The 19,239-nt window shown below is 41.0% G+C and carries 14 protein-coding genes; 5 read left to right on the forward strand and 9 right to left on the reverse strand.

Annotated elements, in window-relative coordinates:
- Window positions 1–18: 18 nt before the first annotated feature.
- From F8C67_RS11545 to F8C67_RS11555, 3 genes are read right to left on the reverse strand one after another with little or no spacing between them, the layout of a single operon-like run.
- Window positions 19–3,075, reverse strand: a complete 3,057-nt coding sequence (locus F8C67_RS11545; RefSeq protein WP_223277560.1) for a DEAD/DEAH box helicase family protein — start codon at window positions 3,073–3,075, stop codon at window positions 19–21.
- Window positions 3,076–3,125: 50 nt separating this feature from the next.
- Window positions 3,126–6,467: a DNA methyltransferase gene (locus tag F8C67_RS14365; RefSeq protein WP_151668009.1), complete on the reverse strand. Its 3,342-nt coding sequence runs from the start codon at window positions 6,465–6,467 to the stop codon at window positions 3,126–3,128.
- Between the two features lie 7 nt (window positions 6,468–6,474).
- Window positions 6,475–6,765, reverse strand: a complete 291-nt coding sequence (locus F8C67_RS11555; RefSeq protein ID WP_151668096.1) for a helix-turn-helix domain-containing protein — start codon at window positions 6,763–6,765, stop codon at window positions 6,475–6,477.
- A 1,296-nt stretch (window positions 6,766–8,061) separates the two neighbouring features.
- Between F8C67_RS11555 and F8C67_RS11560 the strand changes: the two genes are divergently transcribed.
- Window positions 8,062–8,394, forward strand: coding sequence for a hypothetical protein (locus tag F8C67_RS11560; protein ID WP_151668010.1), 333 nt, complete (start codon window positions 8,062–8,064; stop codon window positions 8,392–8,394).
- A gap of 208 nt (window positions 8,395–8,602) precedes the next feature.
- Here the strand turns inward: F8C67_RS11560 and F8C67_RS11565 are convergent, their stop codons facing one another.
- Both F8C67_RS11565 and F8C67_RS11570 read right to left on the reverse strand, forming a co-directional pair.
- Window positions 8,603–9,280 carry a hypothetical protein gene (locus F8C67_RS11565; RefSeq protein ID WP_151668011.1) on the reverse strand — a complete coding sequence of 226 codons (678 nt, stop codon included), beginning with the start codon at window positions 9,278–9,280 and terminating at the stop codon, window positions 8,603–8,605.
- Window positions 9,281–9,587: 307 nt separating this feature from the next.
- Window positions 9,588–10,010: a hypothetical protein gene (locus tag F8C67_RS11570; protein WP_151668012.1), complete on the reverse strand. Its 423-nt coding sequence runs from the start codon at window positions 10,008–10,010 to the stop codon at window positions 9,588–9,590.
- A 368-nt stretch (window positions 10,011–10,378) separates the two neighbouring features.
- Here F8C67_RS11570 and F8C67_RS11575 point away from each other — a divergent pair, with 368 nt between their 5' ends.
- The 4 genes from F8C67_RS11575 (at window position 10,379) to F8C67_RS11590 (ending at window position 14,011) form a co-directional block, all read left to right on the forward strand.
- Window positions 10,379–10,984, forward strand: coding sequence for a hypothetical protein (locus F8C67_RS11575; protein ID WP_151668013.1), 606 nt, complete (start codon window positions 10,379–10,381; stop codon window positions 10,982–10,984).
- A gap of 47 nt (window positions 10,985–11,031) precedes the next feature.
- Window positions 11,032–11,661: a hypothetical protein gene (locus tag F8C67_RS11580; protein ID WP_151668014.1), complete on the forward strand. Its 630-nt coding sequence runs from the start codon at window positions 11,032–11,034 to the stop codon at window positions 11,659–11,661.
- An 83-nt stretch (window positions 11,662–11,744) separates the two neighbouring features.
- Window positions 11,745–12,401, forward strand: a complete 657-nt coding sequence (locus F8C67_RS11585) for a hypothetical protein (protein ID WP_151668015.1) — start codon at window positions 11,745–11,747, stop codon at window positions 12,399–12,401.
- Window positions 12,402–12,547: 146 nt separating this feature from the next.
- Window positions 12,548–14,011, forward strand: coding sequence for a T9SS type A sorting domain-containing protein (locus F8C67_RS11590; protein WP_151668016.1), 1,464 nt, complete (start codon window positions 12,548–12,550; stop codon window positions 14,009–14,011).
- 460 nt (window positions 14,012–14,471) lie between these two features.
- Here F8C67_RS11590 and F8C67_RS11595 read toward each other — a convergent pair whose 3' ends face one another.
- The 4 genes from F8C67_RS11595 to F8C67_RS11610 form a co-directional block, all read right to left on the reverse strand.
- Window positions 14,472–15,362: a hypothetical protein gene (locus tag F8C67_RS11595; RefSeq protein WP_170266442.1), complete on the reverse strand. Its 891-nt coding sequence runs from the start codon at window positions 15,360–15,362 to the stop codon at window positions 14,472–14,474.
- 742 nt (window positions 15,363–16,104) lie between these two features.
- Window positions 16,105–17,172 (reverse strand): outer membrane protein assembly factor BamB family protein, encoded by a 1,068-nt coding sequence (locus F8C67_RS11600; protein ID WP_170266443.1) that lies wholly within the window; start codon window positions 17,170–17,172, stop codon window positions 16,105–16,107.
- A gap of 158 nt (window positions 17,173–17,330) precedes the next feature.
- Window positions 17,331–18,305: a hypothetical protein gene (locus tag F8C67_RS11605; protein ID WP_151668019.1), complete on the reverse strand. Its 975-nt coding sequence runs from the start codon at window positions 18,303–18,305 to the stop codon at window positions 17,331–17,333.
- Window positions 18,306–18,627: 322 nt separating this feature from the next.
- Window positions 18,628–19,197 carry a hypothetical protein gene (locus F8C67_RS11610; protein WP_151668020.1) on the reverse strand — a complete coding sequence of 190 codons (570 nt, stop codon included), beginning with the start codon at window positions 19,195–19,197 and terminating at the stop codon, window positions 18,628–18,630.
- Window positions 19,198–19,239: the final 42 nt, after the last annotated feature.

Genomic DNA, 19,239 nt, shown 5'->3' on the forward strand with positions numbered 1-19,239 from the left:
TCCAACCTAGCCACAAGATCAATTTAGATTAGAAAACACATCCTGTAAATAGGATTTGTTGCTTTCGATGAACAATATGTTATTGTCACTAAAATCGTCCCTTGTCTTATTTCCATCGCTCCATACTCGTCTTAACTTATCGTAAGGCGTGACTGAGAGAATGAAAGCCGAGATTGAAACCTCAGCGTCATTCTTGTCATTCTTCAGATCAGTTTGAATTTTAGCTTCCAAAGTGGAGGCATCATTCTTACACCACAATACTTTTGGATTATTGAAGTGTGTTTCTCCGAGCATTATTCCCTTCGGATCGAGAAAGTAGATGTATTGCTTCTTGCCATCCACAACCCAAACTATGAAGTCAGGAAAAAAAGATGAGCTATCCATGAAGAAGCCAATTCCTTTAACCGAAAGGTTTCGAAGTACAAACAGTTGCTTATTCTTGAATTTATCTGATTCCTTAGCGAACTGGCGCAAATGGTCTATGAAGTCTCTTTCACCATCATTCAACCTCACAGGAACAGTTTTAATCTCTTTGAACTTCTTGCCATCAGCAATTGAAGCTATGGGCGAATAAAGATGCTTTTCGTAGTGAATAGAAGGAAGCGTAGCATCATCCTTCTCATATATCACTTTAATTTTAGCTTCTAATTCTTTAATGAACGAATCGTGTTTTTTGGGCACCTTCACAATCATTGTATGTGAAGCTGGGAACATTGCTTCATGCTCTTTGTGTGAGAGCATATCATAAGTAAGGTGTTCAGAAAGGAATGCTTTTTCTTTATCAGCATAGAACTTATTGATGTAGTCCTTTACCAAGCTCACAGCGACACCTTGTATTTTGCCTGAAATAGCTTCGTTGATGCCAAATTGCCCTTTATGGCTTAGAAGATTGAAGCCACCACTTTCTATTAGCTCGGATAGCACTGGTTGATTTATAATTAAGTTGTGATACCCTTTAAGTAGTTTGAATCTGTTGGCTTCCAATGAAAGGGCATTGTAGTCGAGAAAGTCTCGAAACTCTTTGAGGAAATTCTCCTGATAATCTACAACATCTTCTGCCACCTGGCTATTGAAACCACCTGCTGCAATGCTGATTTTATTGCGCGTGTCAATAGTCACCCTTTTCGCCACATCTGCGCTATATTTCAATACAATCAGTTCATCCTTAAAGGATTTTCCTTCTTGTTTTTTGAAGGTCATTATATGCCCATCCCAAAGCTCTTCATGGTTGAGTTTGATTTCTATTGGGATATTGGTGTAATCAGGTACTTCTTTCTCTATTTCCGTTAAGAAACGATTCATGTAAGAAGCGTTCAAACCCATTATTGAAATGGTCTGTAATGCTCGGACATGGTAAGGAGCGTTAGCTTCTTCTCGTTTTAGGGATAGGTTTTTACCCTTTAGACGAACACCACGACCAAACAACTGAATGATTTGAGCACCTTCGCTTTTACCCATGTTCATAAGGCCCATACTTGAAACTCTCCATGAGTTCCAACCTTCGATAAACTTCTTAGATCCAATTAGGATATTGATGGTAGAGTTGGTCTCTGAAATGGCTTGAAATAATGAGTTGGAAAAATTATCATCCTGAATGGTCAATTCTCCTTCGGTATCTGCTTCAAGTGTTTTTGCATACTTAGGTACATCTCCGATATTAATTACTGCGAAATATTGATCACTCGTTTTTGTCTTTAGCGCAATTTCACCTTCTGCCTGTTTGACCTGAAATGCTTCTATGTTACCAATGCCATTGAAAACTTTGCTCAGAATTGTTTCTGCAATCGGTTTTGATGTTTTAAGGTGTTCAAATTGTCCTATGAAAATATCATTCCCATCTGCATCCCTTAACCCCGTGCTGTCATTTAGGATTTTATCAATATCTACTTGCAAAGAGGCTGGTGAAGAAAGTGCATACTTAAAGAACTTTATAATCCTAGAAACATCAGAAACACTTTCCTTATCTCCTTTGGTTAAGCTGCTTGAATTGGAGCTAATAACACGGCTTCCAACAAATACCCAAAGGGGCTTCTCAATGTTGTATTGGCGAAGCTCTTTTTCATATTTCTCAAACAGTTCAAGCTGCTCGTAGTAACCTAACAAACTGGCTGTAAGAAGTAGCTTATTTTGTTCTTCACTGTATTCGTTTTTGGTGTCAAGGTTGAATACACTAAAGTCTTTGCCATAACCATCTGTATAGAAATGGCGATAGGAGTAGTCAAAAATGATGGACTTACCGTATTCCTGCAATAAGTCTTTAGTGCTGTTGGTGATGATCTGACCAAAGGTTGCTGAATACTCGAAAGTGAAAGAACCTTCGCCACGAGTCAAATGCTCTCTCAGATTCTTCCATGCTCTTTCTTCCGACTTTTGTCCCTTGTGTCCTTCATCTATGAATACTAAGTTCTTTGACTCTGAGAAGTAATCTACATCAACACTTACGCCTTCTCCTTCTTTGTCTTTAACCAACTTGGTAATCTCTAAAATGAGTATCTCACCTTCCTTGGTTTTTAGGCTTTCCTCACTTCCTGAGTATAGTTTGACGGGAATACCACTCTCCGCACAACTTTCATAATGTTGCCTGCTTAATCCTTCATTTGGGGTTATGAGGATGATGTTTTCCCAATCTTTGAAGTACTTGGTGATTTGCCAATAGTTGCAATGCATCAAAAGGGTTTTACCACTTCCGGTCGCCATCCAGTAAGCAAGCTTCTTCAAGTCTTTTTCTGTGTACGCTTCTATTTGCTTAAAGTCTTTGCTTGCTTCAGCATATTCATTAAGATTGACAATTAGCAGATTTGAATTATTGCTGTATTGATCAAAAAAGCACTCAGTAAATAGCAAGGCAAACCATTGATAGTATTTGAATGTGAGAAACGGTTCAGCTCGGTTTTCACGGAGTTGTTTCTCATAGCCCTGGATGGCTTCATCGTATTGCTGTATCGCTCGATCTTCAATGAGTTTGTCTGAGTTAGACATTAAAGCACTGGCAAAATAGGTGTAACCCGTTGAGCTGGTGCCTGACTCTTTGTTGTTAAACTCATCTCGCAAGTCTTCAAAGGCTTCATAACCCAACTGATGCAAGATGTACCTGAAAAGGACAAGTTGTTTTTCTAGTTGCATGGTTATGAGAGCATTTTGTTTTTGAATACTTCTTCAATGGGTTGATAGCCTTCTATATGTGCCTGGTCGTTGATGTAAAGTAGATCATACTCGAAGCCTTTAAGTTCCGATTTTAATGCTGCTGCATCTGCTTTGAAATCATCTACACTCCAATCTTTTACTGAGCGCCATACCACCAAAATACTTTTGTTGGCATTGTTGTGACCATAAATGAATTGGTACTTTTTGCCATTGACTTCTTTGGTGATGCATTTCTGCATGTGCAGCCCTATTAGGTAGTTGAAGGTTTCTACCAAATCAACAGCTTGCTCGGTATCATAAGTGAAGCCATCCCATACCTTGAGTTTGTAATCCCAAGGGTTTTGCATGGCGGCAGTATTCACTAAGGATTGGCTGCCTTTGGTTTCAAACTCCAAGAAGTACTTAGGGATGTACTGCTCAAATTCCAAAGCCTTTTGTACTGCATCTTCTGAGGCATTGAAGGCAATGTTTTCTAAGGCTTCTTCATACTGCTCTAGGCGTTGGTACTTGAAGAATACCCCAAGCCCATTCATGCTGCCATCTTTTGGTTTGCCATCCTTCCAATCGAAGGTGTAGGCGATTTTTTTGATGCGTGGGAGAATAGTTCTGTGAACATTTTGAGCCATATCTTGAATAATAAAAGACATACTTCTTTCAGCCACATCATTCAACTGGAAAGTGCTTTGTGCAGTGGTTCCTGAACCCGCAAAAAAGTCTAATATATAACCTGTTTTTTTGGAAGAAAGAGCTAACAAGTTTCTTACAACTGTGGTTGGTTTAGGATTAGGGAAAGTTCCACGAACACCAACAATATTAGCCAACTCTTTCTCACCATCTGTGAAGTCAGAGATCACGGATTTAGAAACATCAGTCGTAACAGTATTAAGATGCTTTTTTAGTCGTGGCACTGTGTTTTCATCTTCCCCAAAATGAATCATATGTTGATCATTCATTTTTTTAAAAGACATGGCTTTCCTTTCACTTTCGTATGACCACAACCAACCGCGACTAGGATGAGGACACGGTTTTCCTGTGACAGGATGTTGTGGTTTATAGAATCTAAATTCTGGTGAATTGTCGTCTTTATGATCTTTTGTGAGTGTACTGGAATTTGGCCATGAAGCATCCGCAGACGCGTAAACATGAATATTTGCTTTCTTCTTTTTAGCATCTTTTTGAGTCACCCACTTGCCACTTGCATCTCTATATTCAGCATACTTATAGCTTCGAATCCCTTTCCAAGGATTGTTTCTTTTGGTTTCCTTATTCCATTCGAGTCCTAAAGCTTCAACCTCGGCTTTGTAATTTTTCTCCTGTTCTCTGTAAAGAATTCTTAGTTCTTCACTGATTTTGTCCAAAGTTGGATAATCCTTGTTTAGCTTCTGAATCAGCTCTTTTACTTCAACATAGCCTGGTTTTGCCCTTCTGAAAGTCTCATGTTCTTGGATAGCTGCATTCTTATCTTTGGTGTATGCTTGGATGTATTCATGATTATGCGAAAAGGTCTTCGCATCATTGTGGGTCGTGTTCTTTACCCAAATCACATTTTCAATGTAATTCTCGGGGCCAAACTCTGCTTCCAATAAGGTGGAGAGTCTATGAGTCACTTTATTTTTTGGGTCTTTGTCGTCAATGCTGGTAAAGAATAATCCATCTTGAGCCATTAAATCTCTGGCAATGGGCATTCTGTCTGCTATCATTGTGAGCCAACTGCTGTTTCTGAATTTGTCTTTGTATAGGAAGTCATTACCACCACTGTTGTAAGGTGGGTCAATGTAAATGGTGTTAATTTTTTGAGAGAACTTGTCTCTGATCAAATTCAAACCTTGATAATTGTCCGACTCTACTACCAAACCATTTGACGCAGCTTCAATATCTCGACCATCGGAAACCACAGAGAGCAAGTTATATTTGAAGTCAGTAGAGAAGTGTTTAGTATCAATGGGTAACCTTCTTCGTTCACCTTCTTTCCCTATGTCAGTAACTCCAAACAACTCTTTCCACTCATTAACCTGCTTCTCATTGTTAATTGCTTCTTCTAAAATAGGTTTGGCTGTTTCTTCGCCAACATATTCCACCAATCGGTCGATGGTAATCACCCATTCGGTGCTTAGCACAAACTTCTTTTTCTCCCACAGCTTTTTTTGGAAGTCTTCAATCTGGCTAACAAAATCAATGATGGCATCGGCAATAGATTTGAATACCTTAATGGTTTTAAGGTTATGCTTTAGTCGGTCAAAATGTGAATCTATATCGGTTACATAAAGGTCGTCTACATTCACCAATTCACTCTTGATGTAATAATCTAGCTCACGCTCTAAGAAGCCTTTCAGATTCTTATGAATAAAGAAATCGTGCTTATTCTTTCGGGTGTAGTGCTGGAGCTTCTTTAAGAGTAGGGGTTTGCCTTCTTGTTCTTTCCATAGGTTGGCAAATATTGGATTGGTGCCAAATTCTTTTTTCAAGAAATCAAATGCAATTTCATCTAAGGTGTCTTGCTTGCTATTGCCTTTAACTTTCTTCTTTTCATCATCACCTAATGGTCTGTACTCAAAATAGATAGTAATTTCTTTCTCGTTAACATCAGGCTGCTTGTTGGCTAACACAAATTGCAGGTCGCTGTCATCTTTTTCTTTGATTTCAGGCGACTTATCAGAAAGCATAAAGAAGTTGGTTTCTTCGGCTTTTACATTGCCTTGCTCCAATTGTGCATTGTGCAATTTGAAATTCACTACAAGGTTACTATCAGCGGTTTGAACCTTAAACGCATAGTGGTTGAATGTCTCAGATGACTTGATGTAGTATTGATCTTGATTAGCCCAATGAAAGTGGGTTTCTTCTCCGTTGTATGGCACTACATACTTTTCATTCTTACCAAACCTACGTTTGCTGATAAAGTCGCCCTTATCATAGTAGCGTGAGAAGAACAAGGTCAGGTGGTTGTATATCTGATTCTCAGTTTCAACTGACACGGAAGATTCAGTGGCTTTGGCCTGTAGCTCTTGATAGTGGTTGATTTTATCCTTGCCGAACTTCTCAAGAGTTTTCTTTTCACTCTCGTCTGCTTCTAACCATCCCTTTATGATATCATCCTTTTCAAACTCGACGATTAGCTCTTGCACTTGCCTAGCTTCATCGGCTGACAAAGTCTGCAATTCTGCTTTTACCTTGTCTACCAATAGCTGGTCAATGAAGTTGGCAATCTCCTTCTTCTTGTAATGGAGAATCTTATAAACACCAAAATCCAAGTCCTGTGAATCGAACTGAAATAGTTGATTGAGGAAGGATTTTAGTTGGTCTAACGGTGTACTGTTAATGGCCATGTAACCTTTATTTCTTTGAGTTCTTCAGTTCTTTACTTGCTATGCTGAGCGCATTTTCAGCTTCAACTTGATCTTTGACAAGTTCTAACACCTGGTCCGCAAGCCAAAGCGTAATCAATTCTTTCTCATCGACATTGAAAATCTTGGCAAGAGCTGCGACGTGCTCATGTCTTGCTCTTCTTTCACCACGTTCTATTTTACTAAGAAGTGGTGTATCTAACTCCAATCGAGCCGCAACTTGTCGTTGAAGAAGTTTGGCGTCTTCACGCAATTCTTTAATTCTATTACCAAAGATCACACTAGCGTTTTTTAGACTTGTCAATATTTGTCGAACTTAACCAATTTACACAAGTCCTCACCAATTCCGTTTCCACATTTATTCACTATTGAAAGGATGTGAAGATGCACTCTTCAGAATACATCTTCAAACCTTTCCGGATGATCACACTAGAACCACTATTCATCAATTCTGTCAATCACCTCTTTCACAATGAGAAAGATGTACTTCCATTTCCTATTTTTCATATCAACAGTGTTATAATCTCGTGGGAAAACTCCCTTATTTATTGCAGCATACATCAGCTACAACTATAAATAGTCTGAAAATTTCAAAAAGTCAGAAATGAGAGAAATTTCTCCAACAAAATATTTCTTCTATACAACCTTAGTTTCTAAATTTCGTCGACCATTTGAGAACTTCTGAGCGAGAAGCCCTCTGCACTGAGAAGTTTCCAAATCGTAACCCTTCTGAGAAGCAAGGCTCTGAAACACTGATTTTCAGGACGATATATGAGAGGTTCATTTCCCTCCCTCTCCGCAAAACTTGAAACCCTGACGAGCGCAGAGCGCTGTCAGGGTTTTTTGATTCATCGAACCGCGTAAAGCTTGTTTTCAAGCGGAGCGATGAATCAAAAAACTAGGGCATGACGAAGGAATGCCCGTAGGTTTCAAGTTTTGCAGGTCCACCTCACTGGGATGCCGCAAGCTGACGAGAGGAAGCGCTGCAGAATCCCGACCGAAAGCTCAACCTCTCCTCCCTACTCCCTTGCAGAAGTTGAGACATGAAAAAAGACCGAATTGCGAAACGAAGTGAAGCATCAGGCTTCAATTGTTTTGTAGGACTCTCCCCCTGGGATCACAACCGCAGCGAAGCGAAGGTTGTAATCCCGACCGTTTACCAAACTTCCCCTAGAGCGGAGCGATGAATCAAAAAACTAGGGCATGACGAAGGAATGCCCGTAGGTTTCAAGTTTTGTAGGACTACCTCACTGGGTGCCGCAAGCCGAGGCATGAGGCACAGCGGAATCCGACCACATCTCTCAGGTGAGTCGAATCCATTAAATGAAACGCCTCGAGTATCGGCCTCGAATAGCTGGTAAACTCCAGAATCCAACGAGTCTCTATCTTCCACAAAAGAGACTTCCGACCGACGCAGCTCCTCGAATATTGCATTCAAGTTGCTGTTCTCCATTAGATGTTTCTTGAGTAGTTTTTAAGGTGTACGAATATCGCGGCTGAATCTTTACACTTGAAATCAATTAACCAACCTTTAACAACTATTATGAAAGATCCCGAACTAGCATATGAGAAACTGATGTGTGAGCTATTCCGCTGCTGCAAAAGTGAAGACGCCCTTAGACAAGCAGACGCAAGAGAGTTTTCTGGATTCAACGACTCGAACGAATTGGAGCAATTCAGCTCAGTTCAACTCGGACTGCTCGCAGCCCTCCAGAAAATGAGAGTTGATTATACTCTGGGTACAAACTACAACGTCAATAATGATTGGTTGTTAGAAGACGAGCAGATCGACTTCTGGCAGAATAAGGTTGTTATTGCTAATGACAGGCTAAATATCATGAGCCTATTGAACCATATCATCAATCTGCATAATGATCTTAAGGCTAAAGAGAAGTCATATGATTACTGAGAAGAAGTTGTCAAAATGCGAGTTTCCATTTCTTCACCGTACAGATTCAATCATAATATATTTCAGTGAATCGCTTTAGTCCTTCCCTCTCCGCATCACGCTTCAAGGCGCAAGGCTTGTAAAAGAATAAACCAGTCATGCTAGCGTAAGAGAGGACGTCATCTAATACCCTGGTGTACTATCTCACAGTGGGTAAGTCTTCAGAGCTCTATTGAGCTGATAAGAAAGCTTGAGGAAGTTTGTGGATTCTTCGGTCTTGCATGTTTTCATCCACGACCCTAAGCAGTGAATCAATATCAGTGTTTTTCAGATGATCGTACCATTCTTCGAACCTACCATATCCCTTCTCGAATCGAATCATGTCCCAGTTCAGAGCATCTTTTCTCAATCCTTTCAAGATTTTTTCGCTCTTATTAGGTGAGTTCAGTAGTGCATTATAATATTTGGCTTGCCATAGTTTCGGCTGCTGAAGTGTAGCCTTGACAAGTTTTGTTTTCAATTGAGAATCAAAAATCCTTTCAAGTGTCCCCAGACTGTCTTCGAATCTGGAGCCCCTACGAACTACATTTCTAACTTGACTAGCCGCATCATTAATAAGTCTCCCATCATCATCCAAGGATATTTTGTATTGTAATCCTCTCTTGCTTAAAATTTCGAAATGTACAACCGGCCATTCTAGACAAGCTTTGATATCACTGCCTCTTGTATTTCCATAAAATCCATATAAATCAAAATATGGACTATAGTTATCTGACCTAGGTTGACGAACCAATTCAAGCCCAAAAACAAATGGTTTGAATACCATATAGTATTTACCCTGCGAAAATTTGGACAACTCCGGTAAAGCTTCAGTCCAAGTTCGGAAAAAATCACTTTTCTGGGTCATATATAAAATTGATTTTGCAATTAATTTCCAATTGGAATAAACTCTTCACGATTGCCAACAGCTTGCGGGAAACTTCTGGACAGCACAGCTAAGTTTGACGAATTACCGTGACAGACCAGCCAGCGATTAAGCTACTCATACTAGGTGCATTAAGCTAGCTTTAGTCTGTGTGTCGGTAAGAAAGAGCTCTGACACCATCAAGGGGCCCCAACCCAAGCCCTTGTGGTGAAGTTCGGAAGAATAGAATTAAATCGGTGCGGAGCACACCCGATCCTAAACTATTAACTTGGAGTCAGTTTGAGTAATTCTAATATGCTGGCATCACATAAAAGCTGTCCTCAATTGTCGCTGAACGTTGTAGCAATCGACTTCTAACCGAAATGGATAAATAATGCATTCCTGGACGATCAAATGTATGTTCTAAACTCCAATTGCCATTCTCATTTTTTCTGACAATCATATCCAAAGCCTCCTTGGGATAAGCTTTTTTATCGATGACGATGAATTCAGGATATAAGTCATTCTGATATTCAAGAACACATGAAAAAGTTGATGGTTGACCAACAATCAGTTGATTGGAAGCCGGAATCAAATGAACGTTGTAATTAGAAAGTTTCACCACATTACTAAGTGAATCAACCTGAGACTCAAGTAGACTGATTCTCTTGATGTAATGAGAATGATTTTCATCATTCTGCGTACATCCTACTATCGCCAATAAAAGTAACATTGTAGTTATTCTTTTCATTTTCATTCTATTTAAGTTGCCAAGTAGTCGAATCGCTCCAAATACCACTATCATTACTAACTCCAGATTTTGAGAACCAACGTACTCGACGAATTGTATCCCTGTTGAGAACATTCTCATACCAATCTCCTTTGACCTTCCAAACACTATCTGAAGGTGATTGAAAGTCAGACATCCTATTAACCTGATTCAATAAAAAGTCGTCTAAGTTATTGGAACCATGAATTACAGCGCCAGGATACTCTTCAACATGTAACCCGTCAGCACAATTCGGACACAACTTAGTAAATTGTGCTGACGGGTTACATGCCCATGCAAGAGTGAATTGACATTCAAACACACCAATTGCCGTGAAACGAATTCTTCTACTCCTCTTCACCCTAGGTCTACTAGCATCGTGTAATAGCGACCATGTCACCACGGCAACAGGACGCGTGTACATCATCAACACGAATATTCCAATTCCAGGCGCTAAGGTTAAAATAGCCAAACGAATTAGCTCAACATTCAATGTTAGGTATATCGATTTGGACTCTACAACAACTGATTCACAAGGAAGGTTCGACTTGACGGTTACTCAGGATGTATCCAAAAGCCACATTGTATATGCCGAAAAAGAAGGATACTTCAGTATGCTTTTAGGAAGTCCGAATAGCAATTTAAATGACGATGAGGCAAACTCAATCAATCTATATCCAGTGCCACAGGCGTGGGTGAAGATTAATTACGATCAATTGGATCCGAATCATGGGATTCATATCAATCGTCCATCGGGCACTAATAGGATAAATGGATTCACATTGATTAACGACACATCGGTAGTCAGTCGAATCTATGGAAGTATGAATGAAGAATTGAGTACTTTCTTCTATAAGAACACTACCCAAATCAAACATGAACGCATCCCTGTTCAGACAGGAATTCATGACACCGTAGAGGTGAATATCGCTTTCTAATTTTTAATCAAGCTCAAATAGGCATGAACTATTCAAAAATACTATTGATGCTAGCACTATACTTATCGTTAGCTGCGTGTAACAAAGCAGCTGAGCCTACCACAATCGTAGGACAAGTTCGGACCTACGGAACGGAAGAAGGGATACAAAGAGCTCCGGTAAGAGTGCGGATTGTAGAGGAAAAGAGCAACAGCTGTTTTGGTTGTGGAACTTCCTATCCGGTAAAAAGTGAAGTATGGACAGATCAAGATGGCTATTTTTCAATTAGTGCTGACCTCTACGAAGACTTGACGTATTACCTGGCCGTTAACGACGATGAACTGCTCAATGACAGAAAATATATAGCGCCTACTCACGGCAGTATTGACCACCCTAGTAGAAGGATCAACTCTGTCGGCGGCACCATCCATAAAAATTACTACCTCACAGCTTATGGTTGGGTGAGATTTACATTCCTCAATCAAAGTGGAAGCCAAAGGTTTTCTTACAGCGTCGGCGGTGGAGGATATGAAGAATTCTTCAATCCTAACAATTCAATCCAACGCGTTTGGGACTTTGGAGGAAACTTGGAGCACGACATTGCCGTTGGAAGGACTCTAAATGGAGTAGATTCGGTATGGAGAGAGAGTTTCTTCGTAAATGCATTTGACACCATTGACTACCAACTCGAATATTAACCGCAACTAAGCAAACAGCCACGGAATTATCACGCGGCTGTTCTGATAGTTCCTAATTCACATTTTTCTTAAACCAATAACCTATGAACCTTAAAAGTACAATTTTGTGGCTGGCCCTCCTAATGGGAGTAGTATCAGCTAAAGGGCAACCCCAGCTAGATAGCCTGGCCGCCATGTTCGATCAGTTACCCTCACACCTTTACCCCAGTCAAATTCTCCATGACCGAAGTCCAGCGTATATCTATTGTTGGAACGTAGATTCGACAAGGGCATGGACACTGGACTCGAACAACCTTGCTTCACCTTATCTTTATGACGGGAGCATTCCAGCTCCACTTTTGAAACGAAGTCATTGGGCGAGGATGTGTGCCGACATGAAGGTTAGTTCAACTAACCCAGCCTTAGTGCCGGATGCAGCCACACTGTTTACTCGGGATAGCATTGCACGACTCAATTACGACATTCCCATAGGCGGAATGCATCTAAACTACCATCGGATGAATCCTTTTGCCTTGGATAGCGGGTATCTGTACTACGACACGACGCTAAACAAGTATACCTTAATGCCTGATACGTTGTGGTTTGATAGAGCGAACAACTTGTTCCACTATACAGAAAACCCTGACAGTCTTGGAGCTTTAGCATTTGAGGAATATGAGGTGTTTGCTGGAGTACTCACCGAAACGAGTATTTACGCGCATGCATCTGTAACCCGTCAGCACAATTCGGACACAACTTAGTAAATTGTTAGTCATAGTTCTAGCTTTAGGGATAGGACTTTAAATTGTATCGCTCCACGGGGATGATACAGAGCTATTCCAATCCGTTTTGATTATTGAGTAACTTGATTATGCGAACTCAATCTCCATATTAAATAGCTTTTGCTATGATTTTTGGCTGTTTGGTTCACTTAAGCAGTCACGCACAATCCGTATACACCAATGTAGTGAATCATGTTGCCCATGACACCCGACCAGCTTTTGAGATAGTCGGCGACTACTACTATGTTGCGAACACGCTGAACATTTGGCCGTACAGTCAGATGCAGTACGTGAAGTTGGACACGAATGGGACGGTGCTCGATACCTTAGAAATTGTATGGGATCACACCAAGGTATTTCCTTCAGGGTGCCCGAAATGCCTAGATTATCACAATGGAGTACTCTACCATGCGTACTCGGATTTCGTTGCGAGTGATGGAGTTAATGATTCAGTGGTAACGATTTTTAGCAAAATTCCGTTGGATTTGACCGATACTCTTGTGACGAAGCAATATCAGCCGATTAACGCGCGTGCATCAGATATCAAGGATATGGTATTTGATACCGACTCCACGTTCATCATCGCCGCAATTGACGTGTACTACTTGCCAGATTCAACCATGAAGTTCAATACCCTTATTGCTAGGTTAGACACGAACTTCAACACGTTATGGGAAACACTTATTCCCGACTCCGATCCGATTCGAGATTTTGGGTTATTTCCAGAAGACATCGTAATTGATGCGTATGGAACCATTTTAGTAACTGGAACGCCAGCTTGGCTTGCTCAGGTCAATGAAGCATTCGCGGCCCGTTTGGATAGATTTACGGGGCAGCTTCTATGGAGGAAGACTTATACAGGAACTATTGGCACCAGAGGCATGAACGCAGCGGATCATGGCGACGGAACGTATCGGTATGTGCAGAGTTGGATTACGGATGAACCCAAAGCCCACCATATGTATCACATTGGCATACTCGATACGTCAGGCAATATCCTAAGCGAACGAGTATTTGGCAAAGAGAATCGAACGCAAACCGCAAATGATCTTGTCCGCTTAAGCGACGGCAACTATTACTGTGCTGGAGTTACTCATCAATTCACAGGATTAGGATTTAAGTTTACCCCTTCGTTAGACAGCCTCTGGATGCTTAACTATCGATATGGAGCTTCGAGTAATACTTGCTATCTAGAGATATTCCAAGAAGACTCAAGCGGCATGATAGTCCACAACGGCTGGGTAACGCATAATCAGTTGGACAACTGGTTATTTCGAGTAGACAAACAAGGGTGTCAGGTATCAAACTGTGGACTTGATATTGAAGAACACGACAACGAACAATCTCCATGGCGTGTTTATCCCAATCCTTCCTATGGATTGGTTACTCTTGATCACCCCAGTATCGCACATTTCGGAGTTCTTCACATCGAAGTGTATGACGCATTAGGACAATTAGTTCTGGAACGCAATCACAGCCAAGGAACACCGATTTCATTTAAGCTTGAAACCTCGGGACTGTACGTCATTCAGATTCTACCTGAGCATACCAATACAGAGCGATATCAAACGACTCTCATTGTACATTAACCACGGACACCCATGCGTGGAGATTATCGGAGTCGACCGGACGCCCTCTAACCTATCAAACATATATACACAATCTCCTGAAGCGACGAAAACACAATACTTCGGAAGCTCTATCGATTCCGAGATGTTACTTCGCAATATGGCTAAGTACAAATTGTTATCTATTCCATTTTTGCTCAGTAAGTAATATCTTCGAATTAAGGTTACCAACTGAGAACTTATAAGCGAGAAGCCCTCTGCACTGAGAAGTTTCTCCCGCAACCGCGGGATAACCCTTCTGAGAAGCAAGGCCCTGAAATATTGATTTTCAGGACGATATAAGAGAGGTTCATTTCCCTCCCTCTCCGACTCAATGTTTGAATCATCGAGTAAATGAATAAAATCCTATTATCTATAATATAATATCGTTATAGTCTACTCTTTTGCAATTGGTTGACGAGTTGTTTTGATATTGTTGTTCCTACCTAGCTAAAGATAAGACTACGTCAACATCATACTCAGCTCGCAAGTACCAGACATCTCTTTGTAAATCATCCCATATTTTAAGATCGTCCTCTAGATTCAAATTCAGATTGACTCCTATTTTAATACTCTCAACCCCGGCGAGATTCTCAAATCCATCTCGAAAATTTTCAACTCTTGACGTGTAAATTGTAATATCCTCAAGATTAGGGAAACGTGTTTTCCAGTCAATCTTCGTGGCATAATCGTAATCCATACTAATCGTCATTGTCTGAATTGATTCAGAAGCAAAATTATCAGGTAGAACACGGTACCCAGAATCAGTGACCAAAGACAATTGTTTCACGCGATCAAGCGACCATATACTTGATACTCGATGTAAATCTCCTGTATAGTCATGCAGCCAAAATGACCATAGTACAGGGAAGTTATCAAGGTTGGCGACAAGGCTATCAAGAATAACAGGCTCATTCACAGCTAAGCTCATATGCTCAAGCTTATCGAACCTCTTCCTGAATAACGCTGCACCATCATTATCCAAATTTACATTGAGAACAACTAAATTCTCCACACATTCTGGAACCACTTCAAGAGTCCCCTCTAAGTAAAGATCTTTCAATCGCGCAGCTCCACATAAGTCAAAACTGATCAAGTCCTTAGCTGCAATCCTGAGTGACAAAGTCTTACTCAACAATGACATACTGAGCAACTCAGGACAATCAAATGCATCGATGTGATCAATACTGTCAGGCTGCACCCCTACATCGTAACTTTTCAGTTCTTGACATTCAAAGTACTGACCAAACGAATTCAAACTAAGAACATACATGCACATTAATGAAAGAAAACATCTCATGGGCTTTGTGTTGTTGGATTCTGTGAACGCCATTTCCATACAGTAATTGTCCTATTATAGGTGGACCTGACTTGCCTGGATATCGTGAAGTGTCCACCGATGATGCAATTTCGAACTTCTACATTTCTCGTATCTGTAAAAAATCGAGCATAGTTGACATTTCCTGATGAATAGGATCCATTCAATTGATCAAAAACACTCCTCTTCCAGACAAACTCTCCACTGGAGATAGTCGTTCTTGAACTATCTCGTATATCGTTCTGAAAGTCAATTGAAAAGACTTAGTGCTTCTCAGAGGGGTTATCCGCCGGTTGGCGGACGGGCTGAATGAGCTATCGGAGAAGTAGAGGACTTGGCTTCTCAGAATTGCTCATCTCATAACAGCATACTAAGGTAGTATTCTGATCAGTTTTTTAGAAGGAAGGTGCAATTCTACTTCGCAATATTGCGAAGTAAGACTTCGGAATCGACAGTGATTCTGAAGTGGCGCCAATCCTAATATTTCATCATAGAAGCAGTATCCTTATTCTAAACGTGCGCTAATTAGAGTCTTTCATTCTCCAAATCGCAATCTTCTCTTCTGAAGAAAACGTCCTACGAGTCCTTCTTTTAATGTCTTTGATGACGGCTTCAGACTTCTTTTTTGCTCCCATAACAACTCAGTTTTAAAGTCCTATCCCTAAAGCTAGAACTATGACTAACAATTTACTAAGTTGTGTCCGAATTGTGCTGACGGGTTACAGCGTTTCATAATTTATAAGGTTTAGATTGGTGTCTACAAATCGTCGGGAATTCGCACACAAAGAGCTTCTTCCCCATTATGCATATACATAACCCTCCGAATAGGGTCTATTACCACTCTACTTCGTACATCTCCCAGATGTTCTACCTGAGATTCTTCGATAAGCTGTCGACCCGTTAAGACGTCTGCAATAACCAGTTGATGAGCACAGTAAAAAAGTTTACCTTCGAAGTAGGTGAATCGATCATCAAACCCAAAAGGATGATCTTGAACGATCCATGTGATTTTACCATCTGAGGTGTTTAAAGCGACCAGTTCATCACTAGCACTTTTGACGAGTATTTTATCCCCGTCAATATGTAAGTCCCCACCAGAAAATTGCATCGGTAGAGTCGGATTGACTGAGTTAAAGTTTTGTGACCAAATGGTGTTCCCACTAGCAAGGTCAATAGCAATTGCATTGTATTGAAGCAATCCATATACTACACCATTGTCCACTTTGAGAGGAATAATTCCAGAGGATTCAACAAAATCTATATTCCTCCACAAGAGGGTATCAGCCGTCAGGTTGTATGCGAAGATATCCGTGCGGTCGGAAGACCCTGTAAAGCTTCTGTTCTTCCAAACGACTACTTCATCATCATTGGCAAGGGTCCCAAAGCCCATTGAATTGAATCCTGGTTTGTAATTATCGGTTCGATCAAAGGCATAGACAGTATCCCAAGCCATCTGGTTAAGAGGTGTGCGCATCACAGCCGCACTATGATTATTGGGATTCTGACCATTGTACTCGATTCCTCGATACAAATAGCCATTTGAAGTATAAATAAATGGGCCGTTGTCCGCAACAGGTCCGTGCCATTGCGTTTGTCGTGTTTGAATATTGATGCAATCGACAGATCGTTGCCCACTTAAGAACAAATACTGTCCTTCGTAAGCCATACTTTCATGAGAATAGGCAAATGGTCCATCTGAGTGATCGCTCCAGTAATCTATAATGGTTCCGTCCGCGGCATCCATAAACATCACAGGGGAGTTATACCCATTTAGTTCGTAATCGGTATTGAACACCACAACAGTATCGTATAGTACAGGGTTCATTGAAATTGAACCACTTGTAGCGCCTGAAGGGACAATAGGAGTTCTCCATACCACCTCAAGTTTTGTTGGGCCAGAAGGTGGTGGTGGGTCAGGAGTCTCCTTGCAGCACGCTAGTACTGCAAGGAGTGGGAATAGTATATAGGATAACATCTTCATGTCTACTTTTCGTATAGTCTGAACTTATCTCCGTGAAGTCCGTTGAACAACTCGTTCAACCGGAGTTTTGTTTGTTCACAATTCCGTTCCTGCATATGGTTGGTGTTCAACATTGGCCAGTTTCTAGCACCGGGATAGGCAATCTGGGAAGATTTGGTTACCACGCCATCGTTGGGTTCATCAATTACATAATGCTCAATATATGGGGTAGTTACGCATATGTTCATCGGATCATTTGTTCCGCAATCTGCTGGATTGCTTACCCATACGGGAGTTCCGTTTATGCACTTGCACATATATCCGTTTGCATAAACACTGTCTCTTCGTGCCCCGATAATTCTCTTCCAATACATATTCGCTCCTTCCAGCCAATGGGCTGCGACTCTATTCTGACTTGCTCTGAGTTTATTGAATACTCTCTGTCTGTCAAACAATGTCCATCTTCTGTTCTCATAGTCCCGAGCTTCTGCCTTATAATGAGATATCAAGTTACGAATATCGTTTGGCAGGCCGTCATCGTCATTCATGGCAAAAGGATTAGTTGTCAGTATATGTACTCCTCTAACTGTGTCTAGATCATTAGTCATTGAATGCAATACCCTCCAAAATACGGGTTCTTCTTCAATTCCATAGAAAGTGACCACCTCCATTGTATCAATCTGAGCGAGGCTGTCGATGACATCTAAATAAGGAGCACCTTCCTGGTAGTCCAAACCTGAGTCATGTCGAATAGATGATATGAGAATAGGCAGCACTGTTTCTTCTAAACCAGTACAAATGCCGCTTGAGAAATTAGCAATGGCCGACGGGTTTATAAGATTGGCCAGAAGCCAGTATTGATCGATTGCATTGTTGAAACTGGCCGTAGACAATGCCTTGCATCCATCTCCTAACCAGGGCTGGGCTATTCCTGTAATAGGGTGGGAGTTGTTGAGTATAGATGCGCCTCCGTGAGGTGAGCCAAATGTGGCCAACATGCCAAACTGAGCTGATTTCTGGGTGGAGATAGTCGGTCTTGAACTATTTCTTATATCGTGCTGAAAGTCAATTGAAAAGGCTTAGTGCTTCTTAGAGGGGTTATGAATAAGCTATCGGAGAAGTAGAGGACTTGGCTTCTCAAGTTTGCTCATCTCATAACAGCATACTAAGGTAGTATTCTGATCTGTTTTTTGGAAGAGAGAGGCAATTCTACTTCGCAATATTGCGAATTAAGACTTCGGAATCGACAGTGATTCTGAAGTGGCGCCAATCCTAACATTTCATCATAGAAGCAGTATCCTTATTCTAAACGTGCGCTAATTAGAGTCTTTCATTCTCCAGCTCAGATTGCTTTCCTTTCCAGTTAAGAAAAGATGAATCCGAAAGTCCAGAAAAATGACCATCTGGCGGCATCACAGAAACGTATGGCCACTTGGTATCCTTTATAGATTTGACATAAGACTTCACCAAACGGAGCGCCTCGCGTTGGGCATCAATGAACCTCAAAATATCAGCTAGTACTCCTCTTGGCCTGTTGGTAATCTTCGATGTTGATTTAACATCCACCCTAGCCAAGAGTAAATCTTCATTCCTAGGATTCAATAAGATTTGAATCTCACCAATTAGTCCTTTGATATAACGAAGAGTATTCTTCGCTTTCTTCGTCCCAGTATCGAGCACATCAGAGAGAGCTGCCTTAAATTGAGAGTACAAATTCAGCAAGTACTGAAAGTACTCTGAGAGAGAGTCGAATCCATTAAACGAAACGCCTCGAGTATCGGCCTCAAACAACTGGTAAACTCCAGAATCTACCGAGTCTCTATCTTCCACAAAAGAGACTTCTGACCGACGCAGCTCCTCGAATATTGCATTCAAGTTGCTGTTCTCCATTAGATGTTTCTTCAGTAGTAATTATAGGTGCTTCGAATTTCG

It is taken from the genome of Phaeocystidibacter luteus, from assembly GCF_008933115.1.
Taxonomy (GTDB): Bacteria; Bacteroidota; Bacteroidia; order Flavobacteriales; family Schleiferiaceae; genus Phaeocystidibacter; species Phaeocystidibacter luteus.

Excerpts from the sequence above, each read along its gene's own strand:
- F8C67_RS11565 (WP_151668011.1), bottom strand. The coding sequence starts at position 9,280 with ATGACCCAGAAAAGTGATTTTTTCCGAACTTGGACTGAAGCTTTACCG.
- F8C67_RS11605 (WP_151668019.1), bottom strand. The coding sequence starts at position 18,305 with ATGTTGGCCACATTTGGCTCACCTCACGGAGGCGCATCTATACTCAAC.
- F8C67_RS14365 (WP_151668009.1), bottom strand. The coding sequence starts at position 6,467 with ATGGCCATTAACAGTACACCGTTAGACCAACTAAAATCCTTCCTCAAT.
- F8C67_RS11600 (WP_170266443.1), bottom strand. The coding sequence starts at position 17,172 with ATGAACCCTGTACTATACGATACTGTTGTGGTGTTCAATACCGATTAC.
- F8C67_RS11610 (WP_151668020.1), bottom strand. The coding sequence starts at position 19,197 with ATGGAGAACAGCAACTTGAATGCAATATTCGAGGAGCTGCGTCGGTCA.
- F8C67_RS11590 (WP_151668016.1), top strand. The coding sequence starts at position 12,548 with ATGATTTTTGGCTGTTTGGTTCACTTAAGCAGTCACGCACAATCCGTA.
- F8C67_RS11560 (WP_151668010.1), top strand. The coding sequence starts at position 8,062 with ATGTGTGAGCTATTCCGCTGCTGCAAAAGTGAAGACGCCCTTAGACAA.
- F8C67_RS11580 (WP_151668014.1), top strand. The coding sequence starts at position 11,032 with ATGCTAGCACTATACTTATCGTTAGCTGCGTGTAACAAAGCAGCTGAG.
- F8C67_RS11570 (WP_151668012.1), bottom strand. The coding sequence starts at position 10,010 with ATGTTACTTTTATTGGCGATAGTAGGATGTACGCAGAATGATGAAAAT.
- F8C67_RS11585 (WP_151668015.1), top strand. The coding sequence starts at position 11,745 with ATGAACCTTAAAAGTACAATTTTGTGGCTGGCCCTCCTAATGGGAGTA.
- F8C67_RS11595 (WP_170266442.1), bottom strand. The coding sequence starts at position 15,362 with ATGGCGTTCACAGAATCCAACAACACAAAGCCCATGAGATGTTTTCTT.